The 18,371-nt window shown below is 66.3% G+C and carries 2 protein-coding genes (1 of these 2 running past the window's edge); both read left to right on the forward strand.

All coding sequences use genetic code 11. From position 1 onward, the window contains the following. Window positions 1-9,555: a non-ribosomal peptide synthetase gene (locus EGM97_RS11365; RefSeq protein WP_477788803.1), complete on the forward strand. Its 9,555-nt coding sequence runs from the start codon at window positions 1-3 to the stop codon at window positions 9,553-9,555. Continuing rightward, window positions 9,552-18,371, forward strand: the 5' end (the start) of a protein-coding gene (locus EGM97_RS11370; RefSeq protein WP_477788804.1) for a non-ribosomal peptide synthase/polyketide synthase. 8,979 nt of this gene lie beyond the right edge of the window; only the first 8,820 of its 17,799 coding nucleotides appear in the window; the start codon lies at window positions 9,552-9,554; its stop codon lies beyond the right edge, outside the window. Before EGM97_RS11365 ends, EGM97_RS11370 begins: the two co-directional genes overlap by 4 nt.

Below are 18,371 nucleotides of genomic sequence, written 5' to 3' on the forward strand. Positions count from 1 at the left end.
ATGGTCGAAGCGCAACGCTATCTATTGAGTTCTACCCAACAGTCCGTCTGGCTCGATCAACAGCTGTCGCCCGATTCCCCTTCCTACAACATCGGTGTCACCGTGGAAATCCACGGTGCGGTGGACCTCGCCCTGTTCACCGCCGCACTGCGGGCCGTGGTGGCCCAGCATGACGCGTTGCGCTTGATCTTCAGCGAGCACGCTGGGCACGTGACGCAACGGGTTGACGACACCGTGCAGGGCGCTCTCGCCTTCCACGACTGGCGCGCCGAACCCCTGGCCCGCGACGCAGCCCTGGCCCGCATCACGCAACTCAATCGTACCCCGTTCACCCTTTACGACCAGCTATTGTGGAGCATGGAATGGTTCCAGCTGTCGGACACCCATGCGCTTTGGAACATCCGTTATCATCACCTGATCTGCGACGGCACCTCGGTGGGCTTGATCGGCCAAGCCGTGAGCGCGGCCTATAACCGGTTGCTGCAAGGCCAGCCGCCCATCCTCGACGCCGAGTTGGCGCAGGGCTATCGCGATTTCCTGGCCCGGGACCAAGCGTTCCTCGATTCGGTGCGCTACGCCAAGGCCCGTGATTACTGGCTCGAACAATTTCCGGCACTGCCGGCGCCGTTGTTCCAGCAGGCCCCCCGAGCCAACGTCGGCGAGCCGGTGCCCAGTGCCCAGACGATCTGGAGGCTGGGCAGCGAGCGCCTTGAACGGTTGAGCCAATGGGCGAAAACCCAGGGCGCCACGCTGAGCCACGGCCTCAGCGCCCTGTTGGCCTATTATTTCAGCCGAATGACCGATCAACGCGAACAGCTGGTCATCGGCCTGCCCGTGCACAACCGCAGCAACCCGCTGCAAAAACGTACGGCCGGGATGTTTTCCTCGGTCCTGCCACTGGCGGTGCGGGTCGATCCGACGCTGAGCTTTGCCCGCGCCGTGCAGCAGGTGGCCAGCCAGACGCTGCGCAGCTACCGACACCAGCGCTACCCACTGCAAACCCTGCATCGCGAGTTGCGCGCCCGCGCCGGTCATCCCGGCCATTTGTTCGAGGTGATGCTGTCAGTCGAACAGTATCCGGGGGACGTGCACCTGGGGCCGGCACGATGCGCGCTGCGCACCTGGCACAACGGCCATGAGCGCTATCCGCTGGCCATCTACCTGCGTCATTACGAGGAGAAAACCGAGCCGCTCCTGGAGTTCAACTACGACCCGCGGCTGTTCAGCGCCGACGACATGGCCGCGCACCTGCGGCGCCTTCAGCATCTGACCGACCAGCTGCTGGCTGACCCTGACCGGCCGCTGGCCGAAGCCTCGCTGCTAGACGCCGCCGAACAGCAGCAAGTGCTCCATGGGTTCAATGCCAGCCTACGTGACTACCCGGCCGACGAGCCCCTGCACAGCCTGTTCGAAGCGCAAGTGCGGTGGCGGCCCGAGGCTACGGCACTGCTCGATGGCGACCAGTCGTTGAGCTACCGCCAGCTCGACCGTCGCGCCGAGCGTCTGTCCGCACATCTGGCGGCGTGTGGCATCAAAGCCGGTGACCCTGTGGCGCTGGCTTTACCGCGCGGCATGGCATTGATCGTGTCGGTGCTGGCCATCCTCAAGCGCGGCGCCACCTATGTGCCCATCGACCGGGATGCGCCCCTGGCCCATCAGACGCGGGTACTGGCGGATTGTGGCAGTGGCTGGCTGCTGGTCGAAGGCAACGACGGGCCTGCGGTGCAAGACGTTCAACTGATCGATGTCGCCGGCTCATTCGAAGACGCGCCTAACCCACCGCCGCAGCGCGCCGGCGCTGTTGCCTACATCATGTACACCTCCGGTTCCACCGGCTTGCCCAAAGGTGTGCAGGTGCCGCATCGGGCGGTCGCCCGGCTGGTGCTCGACAATGGCTTTGCCGACTTCACCGCCCAGGACCGTATCGCCCTGGCTGCCAACCCGGCCTTCGATGCCAGCACCCTGGAAATCTGGGGCGCCTTGCTCAACGGTGGCTGTCTGGTGGTCTGCCCGCGCCAGACCGTGCTCGACGCCGGGCGCTTGAATGAACACCTGTTGCGCCACGAAGTCAGCGTGCTGTGGCTCACCGCCGGGTTGTTCCATCAGTTCGCCGAGGCCCTGGCTCCGGCGTTCTCCGCCCTGCGGTTGCTGATGGTCGGCGGCGACGTGCTGGACCCGCGGTGCATCGAGCGAGTACTGCGCCACTCGCCTCCCGGGCAGTTGCTCAACGGCTACGGACCCACTGAAAGCACCACCTTCGCCACCACCCATTGCATCACCCTCGAGGATGCGCTGGCGGGCGACATTCCCATCGGTCGGCCCATCGGCAACACTCAGGTCTACGTCCTCGACGGGCAGCGCCAGGCAGTGCCCATCGGCGTCGTCGGCGAGCTGTACATCGGTGGCGACGGGCTGGCCCTCGGTTACCTGAACCAGCCACAGTTGAGCGAAGAGCGCTTCGTCACCAACCCCTTCACGCCTGGAACGCGGCTGTACCGCACCGGTGACCTGGTGCGCTGGCGTGCGGACGGCGTGCTAATGTACCTCGGGCGCAACGACTTGCAGGTCAAGGTCCGCGGTTTTCGCATCGAGCTGGGGGAAATCGAAGCGCAGCTCAAGGCGCTGCCCGGCATCACCGAAGCGGTGGTGCGGGTCGACGCCCAGCAGCGCTTGTTGGCTTATTTCAGCGCGACCCAGGCCCAGCAAGCCAACGAACTGCGGGCTCGCTTGGCCGCGGTATTGCCCGATTACATGCTGCCAGCCGCCTTTGTACATGTGGAGGCTTTCAGCCTGACGGCCAACGGCAAACTGGACCGCCGCGCCCTGCCCGAGCCTGCTAAAGAGCACTTCGCCCTGGAGCACTACGAAGCCCCCCAGGGGCCGGTGGAAAGTCGCCTCGCCGAGCTCTGGGCACAGACCCTCGGCGTGCCGCGGGTGGGACGCCAGGACAATTTCTTTGCCTTGGGCGGGCATTCGCTGATGGCTGTGCAACTGGTCGAGCAATTGCGGGCCGAAGGTTGGCACCTCGACATCGGGACCTTGTTCAGCGCGGCGAACCTTCAACATCTGGCCCTGCTGCTCGAACACCCGGTGAGTCCAGCCGAATCCCACTCGCCCGCCATCGCCTCGGGCATCGACCCGGACTGCCTGCGTATCATCCCGGAAATACTGCCCCTGCTCAGCCTTGCGCAAGCGCAGATCGACTCGATCGTCACGGCGGTCGAGGGTGGCACGGCCAACATCCAGGACATCTATCCGCTGGCGCCTCTGCAGGAAGGCTTGCTGTTCCAGCACCTGTTGCAACCGGATGACGACGCCTACCTGCTGCGCGCTACCCTGGCCTTTGACAGCCATGAGCGACTGCAAGGCTTCGTCGCGGCGTTCGACCAAGTTATCGCCCGTCACGACGTGCTGCGTAGCGCAGTACTCTGGGAAGGCCTGGACGAGCCGGTGCAGGTGGTCTGGCGTCGCGCGACTCTGCCGGTGCAACAGCTCGCCGACGGTGAAGGGTTCAGCGACCAGCCGCTGGACATCCGACGCGCGCCCCTGGCGCGGGCCTTCGTGCGTTTCGACAGCGCGACACAACACTGGCAACTGCAACTGGTCCATCATCACCTGGCCATCGACCACGCCACCTTGGGGTCGCTGTTTGCCGAAGTTCGTGAGCTGATGCTCGACCCCCATTGCCATCTACCCCCGAGCGTGCCGTTTCGCCAGTTCGTCGCCCAGGCGCGCCAGCCCCATCGCCAGGCCAGCGCCGAAGCTTATTTCCAGCGGCTGCTCGGCGACCTCACCGAGCCGACCCTGCCCTATGGGCTGCACGACGTACAAGGTTCGGGCCGCGATAATCGCGAGGCCCAACGTGCGCTGGAACCGGCCCTGGCCCTGCGCTTGCGACGGTTGGCCAAGACCTGGGAGGTCGGCGTCGCCAGCCTGTTCCACCTGGCCTGGGCTCTGCTGATCGGCAAGTCCAGCGGTCGTGACGAGGTGGTATTCGGCACCGTGCTGTTCGGTCGTTTCAGCGCCGGTGAGCAAGCCGAGCGGGCGCTGGGCATGTTCATCAACACCTTGCCGCTGCGCATCGATCTCGACGCGCCGCTGCACACGGCACTGCGACAGACCCACGGCCGGCTGATCGAATTGCTGACCCACGAGCACGCGCCTCTGGCACTGGCGCAACGGTGCAGTGCCCTGCCCGCCCAGACGCCGCTGTTTTCGGCGTTGCTGAACTTTCGTCACAGTCAGGCTCAACGCAGCGCACAACCGGCGTTCGCGCTGCCCGGTACGCAGTGGCTGGGCAGCGAGGAACGCAGCAACTATCCGTTCAGTCTGTCTGTGGACGACCTCGGCGACGGCTTCGCCCTCACCGGGCAAATCCATCATTCGGTGAACGCCGAGGCGGTGTTGGCCCATATGGTCCATGCCCTTGAAGTGTTGGCACAGAGCCTGGAGTCGACACCGACGATACGGGCTTGCACCTTGGACACATTGCCCCCCGCCCAGCGCGAGCAAGTGCTGAACGGGTTCAATGCCACCCACCGGGCGCACCCACGCGACACCCTGCTGCATGAGCCCTTCGAGCAGCAGGCAGCCCTGCATCCTGATCGGGTGGCGGCGCAGATCGACAGCGCCGGGGAGACGTCGCTCACCTATGCGCAACTCAATGGCCGTGCCAATCAACTGGCCCATGCCTTGCTGGCCGCCGGCGTGCGCCCCGATGATAGGGTAGCGATTTGCCTTGAACGCGGCCCTCACCTGCTGGTGGCCATGCTCGCCACCCTGAAGGCCGGTGCAGCCTACGTGCCGCTGGACCCGGCCTATCCGGCGGCACGCCTGGTGCACATGCTTGAAGACAGTGCGCCGCGCCTGGTGCTCACCAGCCAGACCGCGCATGGGCGTTTACCGGCGTCGTCCGGCGCCGCCCAGTGGCAGCTGGACTCGCCGCCGCTGGCGGACCGCCTGGGCGTCCTGTCCCTGGACAACCCAAAGATCCCGGACCTGACCCCGGCGCACCTGGCCTACGTGATCTACACCTCCGGCTCCACAGGCCTGCCCAAGGGCGTGATGATCGAACACCGCAACGCCGGTAACCTGCTGCATTGGGCGCTGGATAATTTCCAGGTCGAGGAGATGCAACTGAGCCTGTTCGCCACCTCGATCAACTTCGACCTGGCGGTGTTCGAATGCTTCGTGCCGCTGGCCGCCGGCGCGACCCTGCAACTGGTGGACAACGCCCTCTCACTGGTGGCCCAGCCACGGGCCGTGACGCTGGTCAACAGCGTGCCCTCGGCGGTGGAGCAACTGGCGCGGATCGACGCCATCCCCGACACCGTCCGCGTCATCAACCTGGCCGGCGAACCCCTCAAGGCGCCGCTGGTGGCGCAATTGTTCAGCCGCAGCGCGGTGCGCCGGGTGTGCAACCTCTACGGCCCGACCGAAACCACCACTTACTCCACCTGGCTGTCGATGCACCGCGAAGACGGTTACCTGACCGGCATTGGTCGCCCTTTGGACAACACCCGGATTTACGTGTTGGACCGGCATCGCCAGCCAGTGCCGCTGGGCGTGGCCGGGGAGATCTACATCGGTGGCGCCGGTGTCGCGCGAGGCTATTTGAACCGCAGCGAACTGACCACCGAACGCTTCCTGCCCGATCCATTCGTCGACGATCCCGCGGCGCGCATGTACCGCACCGGCGACCTGGGGCGCTGGCGGGCCGACGGTCAGCTGGACTACCTGGGGCGCAACGACTTCCAGGTCAAAGTGCGCGGTTTTCGCATTGAACTGGGGGAAGTCGAGGCCCAGTTGCTGGGCCTGCCGGGCGTACGCGAAGCGGTAGTGGTAGCGCAATCCGCGCCGTCCGGCGACCCGCGACTGGTTGCCTACCTGGTGGCCGAGGATGCCCACGCGCCAACCCTCGGCACGGCGGCTGTACGCACCTATCTTGAACACCGCTTGCCGGACTACATGCTGCCCAGCGCCTGCATCCTCCTGGAGCGCCTGCCACTGACGCCCAACGGCAAGCTCGACCGCCAGGCCCTGCCGATGCCCGGCACCCCCATCGCCGACGGCATCAGGCAGCCGCCCCGCGGTGACACCGAACAACGTCTGGCGGCGATTTGGGCGCAAGTGCTCGGCCAACCGGACATCGACCGCGAGGATGACTTCTTCAGCCTTGGCGGGCATTCGCTGCTCGCGGTGCAACTGCTCGGGCAACTGCGCCGCAATGGTTGGAATCTGGACATCCGCAGCGTCTTCGAGCGCTCGACCCTCGCCGCCCAGGCCCGGCGCCTGGAAGCACTCGACAGCAGCGCCGCGCCCGAGGCCAGTGTCAGTACCATCGCGCGCTCCTGCTCGCGCATCACCCCCGAGATGCTCGACCTGGTGACGCTGTCCCAGACGCGTATCGACCAGATCGCCGCGCAGGTGCCCGGCGGAGCGGCCAATATCCAGGACATCTACCCGCTGGGCCCGTTGCAGGAAGGCATGCTCTATCACCACCGGGCCCAGCGTGACGGTGATCGCTACGTGCTACGCAGTTTGCTGGCGTTTACCGACGAGGCCTGCCTGCAACGGTTCTGCGCCGCGCTGGAACAGGTCATTGCCCGGCATGACGCGCTGCGTACCCTGGTGCTCTGGGAGGATCTGGGCGAGCCATTGCAGGTGGTCCTGCGACACGTCGCGTTCACGCCCCGACGCCTGGTGCTCGACGGCGAGGATATCGCTGCCCGCTTGCACGCCAGCGCCGACCCGCGCCATTTCCGTCTCGACCTGCGCCAGGCGCCGCTGATCGAAGCCCGCGTAGCCTTTGACGCGGTCCATGATCGTTGGCTGCTGTTGTTGCTCCATCACCATGTGGTGGTGGATCACACCTCCCTGGAGTTGATGGTCGAAGAAATTGCGCTGATCGAAGGCGGTCGTCGGGCAGAATTGCCCGCGCCCACCAGCCCCCGCGGCCTGGTGGCCCAGGCACGGCGCCCGGAGGTGGTGGACGCTGCGCGCAAATTCTTCAGCGAGCAGTTGGGCGACCTGGACGAGCCGACCCTGCCTTTCGACGTCGATTTGCACGCCGATCCGCGCTGGCACGCCCTGGAGCACCGGCAAGCGTTGAGCCCGGAGCTGGCGCGCCGGCTGCGCCAGCAGGCCCATGCCCATGGCGTGAGCGTGGCAGGTATCTGCCATCTGGCGTGGGCATTGGTGCTGGAACGCCTCAGCGGCCGCGACGATGTGGTGTTCGGCACGGTGCTGTTCGGACGCCTGCAAGCTGGCGCCCATGCGGACCGGACCCTGGGCCTGTTCATCAACACGCTGCCATTGCGCGTGCGCCTGCAAGGCAGCACCCGCGCCGTGCTGCAGAGGGTTCAGGAGACGTTGAACGGTCTGCTCTGCCACGAGCAGACCCCGCTGGCGCTGGCCCAGCGATGCAGCGCGGTACCGGCGGGCACGGCCCTGTTCAGCGCGCTGTTCAACTACCGCTACAGCCATGCCGGGCAAGCGAACATCCCCCAGGCGATGCCGGGAATGACCCTGCTGCACAGTGAGGAACGCACCCACTACCCCTTCAACCTGGCGATGGATGACCTGGGCGAAGGTTTCCAGCTCACGGCCCAGACGCACCCCGAACACTCGCCCGAGCGGCTCGTCGAATTCATGCTGCAAGCCCTCGACTCGCTGGTAGAGAACCTGGCACAGACAGGCGAGATGCCGGTGCAGCAATTGCGCGTGCTTCCCCCGCAAGAAGAGGCGTACCTGGACCGCCTCAACCCGCCGCCCACGGTTGCGCCCGAGGGAACGCTGGTGCAGCGGTTTGCCGAACAGGTCGCGGCAACGCCGGACGCCTTGGCGGTAATCGACGAGCATCAGTCCCTGACGTTCCGTGAGCTCGACCGGCAAGCTGACCGCCTGGCCCATCACCTGCTGGGCCAAGGGCTGCGGCGCGGTCAGTTCGTCGCTGTCTGCCTGGAGCGCCAGGCGCATGCGGCGGTTGCCTTGCTGGCGGTGTGGAAAGCCGGCTGTGCCTACGTGCCGATGGATCCCGACTACCCGGCCAGCCGCCTCGCCTATCTGCTGGATGACAGTGCCCCCGCGGCGCTGATCACCCAGGAGCAGGTGGGCGACCGGCTGCCCGCCTTCACGGGCGGACCGTTGATCAGCCTCGACGCGCCCGTACAACCTGGCTGGCTGCAAGTCCCGGCAACGGCAGAATCCGCACCCGGCCCCCAGCCGACTGACCTGGCGTACATGATCTACACCTCCGGCTCCACCGGGCAGCCCAAAGGGGTCATGGTCGAGCACCGCTCGGTGCTCAATCTGTGGGCCGGCCTGCGCCAGCGTTTGGACGACCTGCCCCCCAACAGCCGCTGCTCACTCAATGCGTCGATGGCCTTCGATGCCTCGGTGCAGCAGCTTTGCCAATGGCTCAGTGGTCACTGCCTGGTGCTGATTCCCAAACGTATACGGCTGGATGCCGGGGCCCTGCTGGATTACCTGCACCACCAGCAGGTCACACTGTTCGATTGCACGCCGAGCCAGTTGCAAGCCCTGCTCAAGCACCGGCAGGCCCAAGCCCAGCCACAGCCATTGCCGCCGCGCATCCTGCTGGGTGGCGAGGCGGTACCCGCTGAACTGTGGACACAACTGGCCAAGGAATCCGATCTGCGTGTCCTGAATGTCTACGGCCCCACCGAGTGCACCGTCGACACTACCAGCGCCTGGCTCGATCAACATGCGCTGCCGAGCCTCGGACAGCCGCTGCCCAATACCCGGGTGCAGGTGCTCGACGCCCATGGTCGGCGCGTCCCGCTGGGGGTGGTCGGAGAGATTCATATCGGCGGCCAGGGCGTGGCGCGCGGCTATTGGCGGCGTGAGGCGCTCACCGGCGAACGTTTCTTTGTCGACCCGTTTACCCGCGAACCCGATGCGCGCTTGTATCGTACCGGCGACCTGGGCCGCTGGGAGTCGGATGGCAGCCTCAGTTACCTGGGACGCACCGACTTCCAGGTGAAGATCCACGGGCATCGCATCGAACCGGGTGAAATCGAAAGCCACCTGCTGGCACTGCCCGGAGTGCGCCAGGCCGTGGTGGTGGGCAGTCCCGATCGCCACGGCGTGGACCGGCTGATCGCTTACTTGCAGGGCGACACACTGCCGACTCCAGGCCAGGCCCGCACCACCCTGAGCGAACAGTTGCCCGACTACATGCTGCCCAGCGCCTATGTGTGTTTGGACCGGCTGCCGCTGACCGCCAACGGCAAGCTCGACCGCAACGCGCTGCCCGAGCCGGACGCCCAGGCGTTCGTGCAGACGCCCTATGAGGCCCCCCAAGGCGAAATCGAGATCGTCCTGGCCGCCCTCTGGTGCGAGCTGTTGAATGTCGAGCGGGTCAGTCGCCACGACAATTTCTTCGCCCTGGGCGGCCATTCGCTGATCGCCATGGGGCTGGTCGAGCGCTTGCGCCAACACAACCTGCGGGCCGACATCAGCCAACTGTTCACCGCGCCGACCCTCGCCGGTCTGGCGGCGGTCACCACTCCATTGAAGGAACTGCTCCTGTGACTGCGGATCAATTGCTGGCCTTGCTCAAACACCGTGGCGTCACCCTGTCCCTGCGCGGCGACCAACTGTCGGTGGTGGCCGACGACGAAGTCCTGGCCGATCAGGCACTGATCGCACTGCTGCGCAGCCACAAACCGGCGCTGATCGAAGCACTGCGCCAGCCCGCGACCCCGGCGGTCCGGACCAGCGGACTGCCGGTGGGGACCACCCATATCACCCCGGCGATGTTCGACCTGTGCCAGCTCGATCAGGCGCAGATCGAAAGCATCGTGGCCGGCGTGCCCGGTGGCGCGGCGAATATTCAGGATATCTATCCGCTGGTGCCGTTGCAGGCCGGCATTCTGTTTCACCATCTTCTGCAGGCGCATGGCGACACTTATTTGCTCCACGTGTTGCTGGCCTTCGACAATGAGGCCTGCCTGCGGCGCTTCATGGAAGCCCTGAACCAGGCCATCGCCCGTCACGACATCCTGCGTACCGCGCTGGCCTGGGAAGGCCTCGACGAACCGGTGCAGGTGGTCTGGCGTCAGGCTCCACTGATCATGGAGCGATTCGCCACCGACCAGGCCGATGTCGCGGCCGCGCTGCGAGCCCATACCGATCCGCGTCGGCAACGCCTGGACCTTCGCCAGGCGCCACTGATGCGCGCAGTCGCCGCCGAGGACCCGGCCGGCGGGCGTTGGCTGTTGCAACTGCTGCATCATCACGCGGTCATGGACCACACCTCCCTGGAGCGGCTGGTGGGGGAAGTCGCGGCGATCCAGCAAGGTCGCGTGGACCAATTGCAGCCGCCACAACCGTTTCGCGACTTCGTCATGCGCGCGCGCCAGGGCTTGAGCGACGCGCAACACACGGCTTTTTTCAGTGAACTGTTGGGTGATATCGACGAGCCTACCGCACCGTGCGGCCTGCTCGATGTACGCGGCGATGGTAGCCAGGTGCAGACGTTGGAGGCGCCGCTGCCGGTGACGTTGAGTCGACGCATCCGCGAGCTGTCGCGGCGCCTGCAAGTCAGCAGCGCGAGCCTGTTCCACCTGGCCTGGGCGATGGTACTGGGCAAGACCAGCGGTCGCGACGACGTGGTGTTCGGCACGGTGATGTTCGGGCGATTGTCGGGCGCTGCCGAGGCCGCCACGGCCATGGGCCTGTTCATCAATACCCTGCCGCTGCGGGTCCGCCTGGCAGTCCCCGTGGAGCAGGCGCTGCAGCAAACCCACACCCTGCTCAGCCGACTGATTGCCCACGAACATGCGCCCCTGGCCCTGGCCCAACGCTGCAGCGCCCTGCCCAATGGCACCGCGTTGTTCTCGGCACTGCTCAATTACCGCCACAGCGTGGGCAATGACCAGGCGCCTGCGCTCGCTGGCATGCGCGTGCTCGGCGGCGAGGAACGCACCAATTACCCGTTCAACCTCTCGGTGGACGACCTCGGCGAGGGTTTCTCGTTGAGCCTGCAGATCGCCCCTCAGGTCGGCGCCGCGCCGGTGCTCGGCTGGCTTGGCAGTGCGCTGGAAAACCTGCTGGACGCCCTCGAACGGCAGCCCGACACACTGGCCTGTCACCTTTCGGTATTGCCCGAGGCGGAACGCCAGCGACTGCTACAGACCTTCAACGCCACGGCCCGCGAACGGCCCGCCGAGGACTTGCTGCATCGCGCCCTGGAACAGCAGGCCGAGCGTCAACCCGAGGCCATCGCCGCACGTTTTGACGCCGCTGGCGGCGCCGCGCCGTTGACCTACGGGCAGCTCAACCACCAGGCCAATCGCCTGGCCCACCTGTTGTTGCAAACCGGGGTTCGCCCCGACAGTCGCGTGGCGATTTGTCTTGAGCGTGGTCCGCACCTGCTGGTGGCCCTGCTGGGCATTCTCAAGGCCGGAGCGGCCTACGTCCCGCTGGACCCGGCCTACCCCCGCGAGCGCTTGGCGCACATGCTCGACGACAGCACACCGCGGGCGTTGCTGACGGTCACTGCACTGCAATCGAACGTGGCCGTCAGCGATGGCTGCACGCGGGTGTGCCTGGACGACCCGCAGACCCAGGCACGCCTGGCCGAACAACCCGCCGACAACCCGGACCCCGCCCAACTGGGCCTGGGCGCGCATCACCTGGCTTACGTGATCTACACCTCCGGCTCCACCGGTACTCCCAAGGGCGTGATGATCGAGCACCGTAACGCCTGCAACCTGTTGCACTGGGCGTTGCATGCTTTCGACGCCGCCAGCCTGCGCGACAGCCTGTTCGCCACGTCAATCAACTTCGACCTGGCGGTCTTCGAATACTTCGTGCCGCTGGCCGCCGGCGCGACCCTGCACATGGCCACCAATGCCCTGGCGCTGCTCGACCACCCCGTGCCGGTGACGCTGATCAACAGCGTGCCTTCGGCGCTCGATGCGCTGGTCGGCGCCCAGGCGATTCCGGCGTCGACACAGGTGGTCAACCTGGCGGGCGAACCCCTCAAGCAGGGACTGGTGGAGCAAATTTTCGCCAACAGCGCGGTACGGCGGCTGTGCAACCTGTATGGCCCTTCGGAAACCACCACCTACTCGACCTGGGTGTCGATGGACCGTGAGCAGGGTTTCGTACCGGGCATCGGCCGGCCACTGGACAATACCCGGGTGTACCTGCTCGACGCCCATCGCCAGTTGGTGCCCTTGGGGGTTACCGGCGAAATCTACATCGGTGGCGCCGGGGTGGCGCGCGGCTACCTGAATCGGCCGGCGCTGACCGAGGAGCGTTTCGTCCAGGACCCGTTCGCCAGCGAAGCCGGCGCGCGAATGTATCGCACCGGCGACCTCGGTCGATGGACGCCCGACGGGCAGTTGTTGTACCTGGGCCGCAACGATTTCCAGGTCAAAGTGCGCGGCTATCGCATCGAATTGGGCGAAATCGAAAGCACCCTCAGCCGGGTGCCGGGTGTGCAGCACGCGGTGGTCATCGCCCGCCAGGACGCGCCGGGCGACCCACGCCTGGTGGCGTACTGGGTGATGCAGCCCGAGGTCCCGGTGAGCGAGGCGCAATTGCGCGATGTCCTGGCCGCGACGCTGCCCGAGTACATGCAGCCCAGTGCCTATGTCGCCTTGCCGGCGCTGCCCCTGACCCCCAACGGCAAACTCGATCGAAGTGCCTTGCCGGCCCCGGATCAGGCAGTCGACGGCCCCTTCGAGGCACCCCAAGGCCCGTTGGAAACCCAACTGGCGGCGATCTGGGGCCGCCTGCTGGGATTGGCGCAGGTCGGTCGCCAGGCGCACTTCTTCCAATCCGGGGGGCATTCGCTGCTGGCCGTGCAACTGGTTTCTCAATTGCGCCAACAGTTGCGGATCGAGCTGCCCCTGGCCAGTGTGTTCGAAAACCCGACCTTGCAACAGCAGGCGCGCGCCATCGAAGCCTTGGCCGCGTCCGGCCACCTTGGCGCGGCGCCGATACCGGTCGCAGCCCGGCAGGCGCCGCTGCCGCTGTCGTTCGCCCAGCAACGCCTGTGGTTCATCGCCCACCTGGATGCCCAGGCCAGTGCTGCTTACCACATGGCTGGCGGTTTGCGCTTGCGCGGCGATCTGGACGAAGCGGCGTTGCGCGCCGCGCTGTCACGCATCGTCGAGCGGCATGAAGCCCTGCGCACCCGGTTCGTGGCCGAAGGCGGCGAGCCCTGCCAAGTCATCGACCCGCCAGCAGGTTTCTTCCTGCGCAGCGTCGACCTGCGGGGCCAGCCACCCATGGCGTTTCAGGCTCACTGCGTCGAAGCCGCCGAAGCACCTTTCGACCTGGCACAAGGGCCGCTGATCCGTGGCTGTCTGTTGCGCCTGGCCGACCAGGAGCATGTGCTGCTGGTGACCTTGCACCATATCGTCGGTGATGCCTGGTCGCTGGGTGTGCTCACTCGTGAGCTGAGCGTGCTCTATCAAGCGTTCATCCAGGACCGCACCGATCCCCTGCCACCACTGGCCATTCAGTACGCCGATTATGCGTTGTGGCAGCGCTCTTCCCGTCAGGTCCAACGAGTCACCGAACAATTGGACTACTGGCGTGAGCAACTCGCAGACGCCCCGCCGTTGCTGCAGTTGGCGCTGGACCGGCCGCGGCCAGCGCAGCAGGATTTTACCGGCGCCAGTCTCGACGTGAGCATGGATGCGATATTGGTGCAGGCTCTCAGGCAACTGAGCGAGCGCCATGGCAACACCCTGTTCATGACCGTGCTGGCCGCCTGGTCGGTGGTCCTGGCGCGCCTCTCCGGGCAGGAAGACCTGGTGATCGGCTCGGTTCTGGCCAATCGCACCCGCGCCGAAGTCGAGCCGTTGATCGGCTTCTTCGTCAACACCCAGGCCCTGCGGGTGCGGTTTACCGATGCCCTGCGGGTGGATCAGTTGCTGGCCCAAGTGCGGCGCACCGCTCTGGACGCCCAGGCGCACCAGGACGTCGCCTTCGAGCAGGTGGTGGAGGCACTGAACCCGCCGCGTTCGCTGGCCCACAGCCCGATCTTCCAAGTTATGTTCGCCTGGCAGAACGCGCCGCAGCCGAGCCTGGAACTGGGCGCACTTGAGCTCACGCCGCTGACCACCACCGAAGACAGCGCCAAGTTCGACCTGACCCTGAACCTGCACGAACGCGACGGCATGATCGCCGGCCGCCTGACCTATGCCACCGCCCTGTTCGACGCTGCCACCGTGCAACGTCATTGGCAGGCGCTGTGCACCACCTTGCAAGCGATGATCGACGATGACCGGCAGACGCTCGACGGACTGTCGATTCTCGGTGACGACGAACGTCATCAGGTGTTGCGCGGCTTCAATGACACGGCCCGCGACTACCCCGCTGATGAACCCTTGCACAGCCTCTTCGAGGCCCAGGCCCGCCGTCGGCCCGAAGCCACGGCGATCCAGGACGTCACCGGCGCCATGAGTTACCGCCAGCTCGACCAGCGCGCCGAGCAACTGGCGCACTGGCTGGCTGCCCAAGGTATTGGCGAAGGCGCCCGGGTGGCGCTGTGCCTGGAGCGTGGCCCGCGCTTGATCCTGGCCATCCTGGCAATTCTGAAAAATGGTGCGACCTACGTGCCCATCGACACCGCCACCCCGGCGCAGCGCCAGCGTGCCATGCTCGAGGATTGCGCCAGCGCCTGGTTACTCGTTGACGAATGGCCAGCCGCGCCGCTGGACGCGCCCATGGCGTGCCGGGTGCTGGTCCCGTGGGACTCGGACCTTTCCCTGGACGATGACGCGCCCCGGCGCCAGATCAACGCGGTGCCGGCGAATGCCCCTGCTTACATCATGTACACCTCCGGTTCCACCGGCGCGCCCAAAGGCGTGCAGGTGCTGCACCGGGCAGTCGCCCGACTGGTGCTCAACAATGGCTTTGCCGACTTCACCGCCCAGGACCGTATCGCCCTGGCTGCCAACCCGGCCTTCGATGCCAGCACGCTGGAAATCTGGGGCGCCTTGCTCAACGGTAGCTGTCTGGTGGTCTGCCCGCGCCAGACCGTGCTCGACGCCGGGCGCTTGAATGAACACCTGTTGCGCCACGAAGTCAGCGTGCTGTGGCTCACCGCCGGGTTGTTCCATCAGTTCGCCGAGGCCCTGGCTCCGGCGTTCTCCGCCCTGCGGTTGCTGATGGTCGGCGGCGACGTGCTGGACCCGCGGTGCATCGAGCGAGTACTGCGCCACTCGCCTCCCGGGCAGTTGCTCAACGGCTACGGACCCACTGAAAGCACCACCTTCGCCACCACCCATTGCATCACCCTCGAGGATGCGCTGGCGGGCGACATTCCCATCGGTCGGCCCATCGGCAACACTCAGGTCTACGTCCTCGACGGGCAGCGCCAGGCAGTGCCCATCGGCGTCGTCGGCGAGCTGTACATCGGTGGCGACGGGCTGGCCCTCGGTTACCTGAACCAGCCACAGTTGAGCGAAGAGCGCTTCGTCACCAACCCCTTCACGCCTGGAACGCGGCTGTACCGCACCGGTGACCTGGTGCGCTGGCGTGCGGACGGCGTGCTAATGTACCTCGGGCGCAACGACTTGCAGGTCAAGGTCCGCGGTTTTCGCATCGAGCTGGGGGAAATCGAAGCGCAGCTCAAGGCGCTGCCCGGCATCACCGAAGCGGTGGTGCGGGTCGACGCCCAGCAGCGCTTGTTGGCTTATTTCAGCGCGACCCAGGCCCAGCAAGCCAACGAACTGCGGGCTCGCTTGGCCGCGGTATTGCCCGATTACATGCTGCCAGCCGCCTTTGTACATGTGGAGGCTTTCAGCCTGACGGCCAACGGCAAACTGGACCGCCGCGCCCTGCCCGAGCCTGCTAAAGAGCACTTCGCCCTGGAGCACTACGAAGCCCCCCAGGGGCCGGTGGAAAGTCGCCTCGCCGAGCTCTGGGCACAGACCCTCGGCGTGCCGCGGGTGGGACGCCAGGACAATTTCTTTGCCTTGGGCGGGCATTCGCTGATGGCTGTGCAACTGGTCGAGCAGCTGCGGGTGGACGGTTGTGCCATCGATGTGCGCACCCTGTTCGGCGCCCCCACGGTTGGTGCACTCGCGGCGATCCTGACCAAGCCCGGCGAGACGCCGACCGACGCCCCTGATGCAGCAGGTGGTCCCCTACCGCCGGGCTGCACCCGGATCACCCCAGACTTGCTGCCTCTGGTGGACCTGACCCAAGCACAGATCGATCGGATCGTTGCCGGCGTTGAAGGGGGCGCGGCCAACGTCCAGGACATCTACCCCTTGGCGCCGTTGCAGGAAGGTCTGTTTTTTCATTATCTCTTGCAGGACCAGGGCGATACCTACCTACTGCACACCACCCTGGCGTTTGACCAGGAGACCGGCCTGGACGCGTTCTGCGAAGCCTTGCAACGGGTCATCGAGCGTCACGACATCCTGCGCACCGCCCTGGCCTGGGAAGACCTGGACCAACCGGTGCAGGTGGTCTGGCGCACCGCGCCGCTGCCGGTCGAGGTGCTGCGCATCACCCAGGACGATGCGCTGGCGCAGTTGCAAACCCACACCGATCCCCGCCAGCGGCGCCTGGACATCCGCCAGGCGCCGCTGCTGCGGATGGTGAAGGCATTCGACGCCGCGCAGCAGCGTTGGCTGTTGCAGGTCTTGCACCATCACCTGGTACTGGACCACACCACCCTGGAGCGCATGGTCGAAGAAATCGTTCTGATTCAACAGGGCCAGAGCAATGCACTGGGGGAGCCCGTGCCGTTCCGCCGCTTCGTTGCCCACGCCCGGCGTGGCCAGGACAGTGCCCGACAGCAGGCGTTTTTCGAATCGATGCTGGCCGATGTCAGCGAGCCCACGGCCCCGTTCGGGCTGCTCGATGTGCAGAACACCGGCGCCCTCGACGAAGTACGCGCGCCCCTCGAACCGACACTGGCGACCGCCCTGCGCCAAGCGGCGCGTCGACATCGGGTGGGTGTGGCCAGCCTCTTTCACCTGGCCATGGCGCTGGTGTTGGGCAAGGCCACCGGCCGCGCCGATGTAGTGTTCGGCACGGTGTTGCTGGGGCGACTGCAAGGGGTGCAAGGCGCCGACCAGGCATTGGGCGTTTTCATCAATACCCTGCCGCTGCGCATCGGTTTTGCACAGCGTTCGGTGGTCGACAGCCTGCAACACACCCATCAGACGTTGTCGGCGCTGCTCGAACACGAGCACACGCCATTAGCCCTGGCCCAACGTTGCAGCAGCGTGCCGTCCGGTACGCCGCTGTTCTGCGCCTTGCTCAATTTCCGCTACAGCCTGGAAGACACCCCGCACCAGCAGGTGGAGGGCATGCGCGTGCTGAGTACTGCCGAGCGCACCAACTATCCCTTCACCTTTTCGGTGGACGACCTGGGCCAGGGCTTCAACCTGACTGCGCAGATTGCCGGTACGGTGGGCGCGCAACGGGCCTGGAGCTTCATGCATTGCGCCCTGGCGAGCCTTGTCCAGGCCTTGGACACCGACCCGCAGCGGCTTACCCGTTGCCTCGATGTACTGCCGGCGCAAGAACGCCAGCAACTGGCGCGGTTCAACGCCACCCAGCGCGCCCAACCTGAACGCGCCCTGCTGCACGAGCGCGTTGAAGCCCAGGCACGGCTGACGCCGGCGGCGGTGGCGGTGCGTTGCAAGGACCGCGAGCTGACCTATGCCCAACTGGACCGCCAGGCCCGTCTCTTGGCCCTGCACCTGCAAGCACTCGGCGTCGGCCCCGACCAGCGAGTCGGCATCCATTTGCGCCGCAGCCCCGAACTGGTCGTCGCGCTCCTGGCTGTGCTCAAGGCCGGCGGTGCCTATGTTCCGCTGGACCCGGCGTACCCGGCCCAGCGCCTGGCCTACATGCTCGAAGACAGCGCTCCGGTGGCAATCCTGGCGATGGGCGATGCGCCGCTGACGCTGGCCCTCGCCGGCGATTGCCAGCGCTTGAATGTCGACGAGGTGCTGCGCGGCGGTAACGCACCGCTGGGTGGCGCGCCGTTGGGCGCGGGGCTTGAGCCCCATCACCTGGCCTACATGATCTATACCTCCGGTTCCACCGGTCAGCCCAAGGGCGTGATGATTGAGCACCGCAACGCGCGTAACTTCCTTGACTGGGCGCTGCGCAGCTTCAGTGCGCAAACCCTTGAGCGCAGCCTGTTCAGCACTTCGATCAACTTCGACCTGTCGGTATTCGAATGCTTTGCGCCGCTGTCCTGTGGCGGCACCCTCGAACTGGTGGACGACGCCCTCGCCTTGCTCGACCAGCGCCCGGACCTGAGCCTGCTCAACACGGTGCCGTCGGCGCTCGACGCGCTGCTGCGCGCCGACGCCCTGGCGGCTTCGCTGGAATGCGTCAACCTGGCCGGCGAGGCA

The sequence above is a fragment of the Pseudomonas sp. AF32 genome (genome assembly GCF_022342325.2).
GTDB lineage: Bacteria > Pseudomonadota > Gammaproteobacteria > Pseudomonadales > Pseudomonadaceae > Aquipseudomonas > Aquipseudomonas uvaldensis.

Coding starts and splice junctions, on each gene's coding strand:
- EGM97_RS11365 (WP_477788803.1), top strand. CDS start 1: ATGGTCGAAGCGCAACGCTATCTATTGAGTTCTACCCAACAGTCCGTC.